General features: G+C 59.9%; 4 protein-coding genes and 2 pseudogenes. 3 read left to right on the forward strand and 3 right to left on the reverse strand.

The features are described 5' to 3' along the window. On the reverse strand, positions 1 to 864 hold an 864-nt coding region (locus J9892_RS21860), incomplete at its 3' end, for an RNA-guided endonuclease TnpB family protein (protein ID WP_210538987.1). Positions 865 to 921: 57 nt separating this feature from the next. Between J9892_RS21860 and tnpA the strand changes: the two genes are divergently transcribed. Together tnpA and J9892_RS21870 are read left to right on the forward strand one after the other, a co-directional pair. After that, positions 922 to 1,326: an IS200/IS605-like element ISAs26 family transposase gene (gene tnpA, locus J9892_RS21865; protein WP_210538989.1), complete on the forward strand. Its 405-nt coding sequence runs from the start codon at positions 922 to 924 to the stop codon at positions 1,324 to 1,326. A 65-nt stretch (positions 1,327 to 1,391) separates the two neighbouring features. Then, entirely contained in the window at positions 1,392 to 1,637 is a 246-nt protein-coding gene (locus J9892_RS21870; protein WP_198497572.1) for a hypothetical protein, read from the forward strand. Between the two features lie 111 nt (positions 1,638 to 1,748). On the opposite strand, the gene J9892_RS21875 is transcribed toward J9892_RS21870, so the two are convergent. Beyond that, complete coding sequence (locus tag J9892_RS21875) at positions 1,749 to 2,036, reverse strand: hypothetical protein (protein WP_042864058.1); 288 nt, start codon at positions 2,034 to 2,036, stop codon at positions 1,749 to 1,751. Between the two features lie 86 nt (positions 2,037 to 2,122). Continuing rightward, a pseudogene (locus J9892_RS21880) lies at positions 2,123 to 3,180 on the reverse strand (sensor domain-containing diguanylate cyclase). 1,454 nt (positions 3,181 to 4,634) lie between these two features. Here J9892_RS21880 and J9892_RS21885 point away from each other — a divergent pair. Further along, a pseudogene (locus tag J9892_RS21885) lies at positions 4,635 to 4,913 on the forward strand (transposase); the annotation flags it as partial. Positions 4,914 to 5,055: the final 142 nt, after the last annotated feature.

Consider the following 5,055-nt stretch of genomic DNA (forward strand, 5'->3'; position numbering starts at 1 on the left):
ACTGGTCGTGCCCGCTGCTGATTTTGACATGCTGGCAACCTTCAAATCCTCAATGACGATCATCGCGTGGTTTTTGCTGATAGTCGTTGTGACCTTGTGAAGGTAATCGCGGCGGGTGTTGGCGATATGTGAATGCAGCCGCTGGATCTTGGCTTTTTGTTTCTTCCAGTTGCTGCTGAACTTTACCTTTTTGCTCAACTGGCGTTGGAGCCTTGCCAGCTTGGTCTGATTGGTTTTGAAGCTGTTGACGGGCTCAAACACCGTGCCATCTGACAGGGTTGCGAGCTTGGCGATCCCCGCATCCAGCCCGACCATTGAGCCGGAGGGGTGAATTGGCTCAAGCGTCTCCTGCTCGACCTGAAAGGAGATATACCAGTGCCCGGCTGCTTGGTTGACGGTCGCGTTTTTAATTTTTCCTTCAACTGGCTGGGACTGGCGAAACTTGACCCACGCCAGCCCGGCAGGAAGCTTCACGCGACCTTTTTCAAGGCGGCAATACTTGTCGAAGTTGACGAAGCGGATTGAGTCGCGGTTGTCGCTTTTCTTCTTGAAAACGGGAGCCTTGGCGGCGAGTTTTTTATCAAAGCAGCGCATCCACGCGCCGTGCAAGTCTTTGAGTTTCTGCTGGAGGTTGTCGGTATATGCCTCGGTCAGAAAGGCCATTTCTGGGTCTTTCTTCCAACTGGTGAGCATCCGGTTCAGCTCAAAGGCAGAAGGCAGTTTTTCGCCAGCATCCAGAATGCGCTTTGTCTCTGCCAGCCCGTGATTCCAGACATAACGAGCACAACCGCCCAACTGGCGCAGGCGTTGCGCTTGTTGTTCGGTCGGTTCGAGTCGGAATTTGTAGGCTTTCAGAATTTGCATTTAGCGCTCAGTGTGTAGCATTATTGCCATATCTATTAAGCCCGATTGAGTGACAGAATGCAATTCACTAAAATTAATAAATCACGCCATGCGGCCTACATTTTGCACGTACATTTGGTGTTTATCACCAAGTATCGAAAGCCGATACTGGGGGATCTGCATCACGCCCCCTTCGGTCAGTGTGCGGCAGAGGTTTGCAGAGATTTTGGTGCGGAACTGAAAGAGTGTGACGGAGAGGCTGATCATGTTCACATGCTGATAGAGTACGCGCCAACGGTGCAGCTATCGGTACTGGTGAACTCGTTAAAGGCGGTCACATCAAGGCGACTGCGTAATGAATTTCTGGACTTGAGAGGTGCTTACAGCAAACCCGTACTCTGGTCACGCTCTTACTTTGCGGGCTCTTGCGGCGGAGCACCGTTGGAGGTGATCAAGCAATACATTCAAAACCAGCGGGGCTGACGCCCCGGCGAAATTCCCCTCCCACCTACGTCGGAGGGAGTCCCCTTTCGCATTTAAGATGGTTGATGAGTCTCTCGGTCTGCGCCCTTCTGATGGCCTGCGGCGGTGACAAGACCACCGGCAAGGCCTGTCTCGGGTCAAACAACGACACCCTGGTGGAGGGGATGCAGGACAAATGCAAGGCGGGGGACATTGTCGCCACCAAGCACCCGGCCTATTTCTGCGATTTCAACTACGCGGTCACCTTCAACAGCTACAACTCCGCTATTTGCGTCTACTCCGGCGGTCTGAAACCGGAGAGAACCACGTAAAAATCATAACTGGCGACCCATTTGCCACGTCTGACACGAAGAGGGCGGCAGGATATGTGGTCAATGCCCGGGCGGCGGTGCCGCGCAGGCCATCCGGGGGCGGCTTCGCCCCTATTTCACCCGCATCAGACGGTGATGCTGCCCGGCGCACTCGAGCTGGAGCACCTGGGATCGGGCCATGGCTTCCACCCTGGCCAGCATCTCGGCGCTGTAGCCCTTGCGACGCATCCATTGCAAGGGCTCCTCGAAGCCCCCTTCGTTGACCACGAAGGTATCTGTGTAGGACTCCTTGACGATGCTGACCACCCAGATGCGCTGCTGAAACTCGCAGAGTCCGGCCACCAGGGTGGCCGCCCGCCCGGCCAGGGCGCGCACACGGCGGACAAGAAGATGAACCATGGTATGGGCTCCGAACTGATAAAAGGGAAAACAGACTGGCACCCGGGTGGACGCGCCACCCTGTGCCCTCTCAACCCGCCCCGCTCCTATCGCGGGGCAGACACCTGACTGGAAGGAGGCGGGTTCCCGCCCTCCCCTGCGGCCCGGCGCTGGCGCTTGACCGCATACATGCTCGCATCGCCCGGTTCAGCGCCTCCTCGACGCTGACCTCGGCCGGCATCACGGCCACCGCCCCCACGCTGGCACCGGGATAGTGGATCACCTTGTCCCCCACCGGCAGTGACAGCACGCTGTGCTCGAACAGGCGCTGGCGAAACGCTGACACCGCCCCATCCAGCGTGTCGGAGGCCGGGAAAGGCCCCATGCCCACGGCCACGAACTCGTCCCCCCCAAAACGGGCCAGCAGATCGCCGCCACGCAGGGTCTCCCCCAGTTGCCGCGCCATGGCGGTGAGCAGCCTGTCCCCCGCCTCGTGGCCATACTCGTCGTTGATGGCCTTGAAGCCATCGAGATCCACAAAGGCGATGAGCACCGGATGCCCCGCCCTCTCCGACAGGGAGAACAAGCGGGTGAGTTCGAGCATCAGGGCGCGGCGGTTGGGGAGCCCGGTGAGGGGATCGGAGAGGGCCAAGCGCGAGAGCTCGTCGTTGGCCTGCTGCAATTGCCGCAGCAGTTGCTCCCGCTCCACCTGTTCGGCAATCAAGTGCGCGAAGAAGGCGATGAGCTGCTGCGCCCCCGCCACCGCGGGTTTTTGTTCGGTACTGGCACCGCACAGGGTGCCATAGAGGGAGCCGGTCGAGGTGCGAACCGGGCTGCTCAGATAGGAGCGAATGCCGAGCTCGCTGGCCGCCTGGGAGTCCCCCCACAGAGCGGCGACGTCATCGGTGTAACCAATCTCTTCGTCGATGGCACGGCGACACAGGGTATCGCTCCACTCCACCGTCATCCCCTCGGGGATCTGCAGCCCGGCCACATTGCGGGCATAACGGACATGCTGGGTGCTTTGCCCGAGGTCAATCTCGGTGAGATAGGTCGACTCCAGCCCGGTCACCGACGCCAGCATCTCCAGCAAGGGGCGGGTCAGGCTCTCCAGATCCCGCGCGTTTATCATCTGCTCCGAGAGCGCCAGCAAAATTTTATCCATGCCTACCTCCACTACTGCGTGCATCTGATGGGCGACTACCTTAGCCAACTCGGGGCGGGCCCGACAAGCGGCAGACCGCGATTGACCGGGGGAAAGATCGATTTGTTCACATTTTGGCATAACCGGCCCCCAAGCGGCGTCGCCATGCGAAACACAGGGGCACAACTCTGCCCTCGCCCCTGGGTGCCGGGTCGATTCCCGCCGCGTATTCGCCCACGGTCACCATCCCCTCTCCCCTTGAGGGAGAGGGTCAGGGTGAGGGGTCGGTAACATCATTGCATGGCGAATGCCGCCCCACGCCTCAATGGCACGGCTTCGCCGTGCAGGACACGAGGACGCGGCCCTCGACGGGGTTTCGCCCGCCAACCTCGGAGACTTCGGCTTGATCCCCTCTCCCCTTGGGGGAGAGGGTTAGGGTGAGGGGTGGGTAACGGCATTGCCTGATGCAATGCCGCCCCACGCCTGAATGGCACGGCTTCGCCGCGCAGGACGCGAGGACTCCGTCCTCGACAGGGTTCCGCCCGCCAGCCTCGGCGACTTCGGTTTGATCCCCTCTTCCCTTGGGGGAGAGGGTCAGGGTGAGGGGTGGGTAACGGCATTGCCTGGCGAATGCTGCCCCACGCCTCAATGGCACGGCTTCGCCGCGCAGGACGCGAGGACTCCGTCCTCTATGGGGTTTCGGCTTTGTCCCCTCTCCCCTTGCGGGAGAGGGCTAGGGTGAGGGGTCGGTAACGTCATTGCCTGGTGCAATGTCGTACCACGTGTGAATGGCATGGCTTCGCCATGCAGGACGCGAGGGCGCTGCCCTCGACGGAATTTCGCCCGCCAGCCTCAGCGACTTCGGTTTGCTCCCCTCTCCCCTTGGGGGAGAGGGTCAGGGTGAGGGGTGGGTAACGTCATTGCCTGGCGAATGCCGCCCCACGCCTCAATGGCACGGCTTCGCCGCGCAGGACGCGAGGACTCCGTCCTCGACGGGGTTTCGCTACCGCTGCGCGGCTGGGCGAGTGACTTTGGAAAGACCCAAAGTCACCAAAGGTCTTCTCCCCCGCTTGTTCGCCCTCCTGCGTCGGGTTCCCTCGGTTCACCCGTTTGTCCCACGGCACGCGCCGATGGGCCTTCCCTGGCCCAGCGGCGCTCGCTCGGCGTCCTGCCTCGCGGCCTGGACAAACGGGCTCACCTCAGCGAACAACAGGGGGCAACACCCAACCCGCGGCACCGACGCCGGTTAACAGGCGTAGGGTGCACCAAGCGCAGCGCATTGCACCTCGGTAACCGTATCCAGCCTGTTCGGAGCACAGATCGGGCGGGTTGTTATCTCACAGCCCCCCCCTCGCCCACCCCGTGACGAGAGCAGATTGTCGCACCTATGCAACAGACCTCATCAAGGGAAGGTGTGAACAAGTCCCTGATATGAGATCATGTTTGTCATCTGGAGCCATGGAACAGGGTTCATCATGAGTCATCAACTTACCTTCGCTGACAGTGAATTCAGCAGTAAGCGCCGTCAGACCAGAAAAGAGATTTTCTTGTCCCGCATGGAGCAGATTCTGCCATGGCAAAACATGGTGGAAGTCATCGAGCCGTTTTACCCCAAGGCTGGTAGTGGCCGGCGACCTTATCCGCTGGAAACCATGCTACGCATTCACTGCATGCAGCATTGGTACAACCTGAGCGATGGCGCGATGGAAGATGCTCTGTACGAAATCGCCTCCATCCGTCTGTTTGCCCGGTTATACCAATCAGATTAAAGATGTGATCTAATTGCTCTATTCTGGTTTCACTGTACTCAGTATGTCCGATCCAATCGATTTCTTGGCCCTCGCCAAGGCAGAAACCAACGCCAGGAAACGCATGCGATTCCTGGCGTTAGCACAC

Origin of the sequence: Aeromonas sp. Prich7-2 (assembly GCF_017939255.1) — a bacterium.
Taxonomy (GTDB): domain Bacteria; phylum Pseudomonadota; class Gammaproteobacteria; order Enterobacterales; family Aeromonadaceae; genus Aeromonas; species Aeromonas caviae.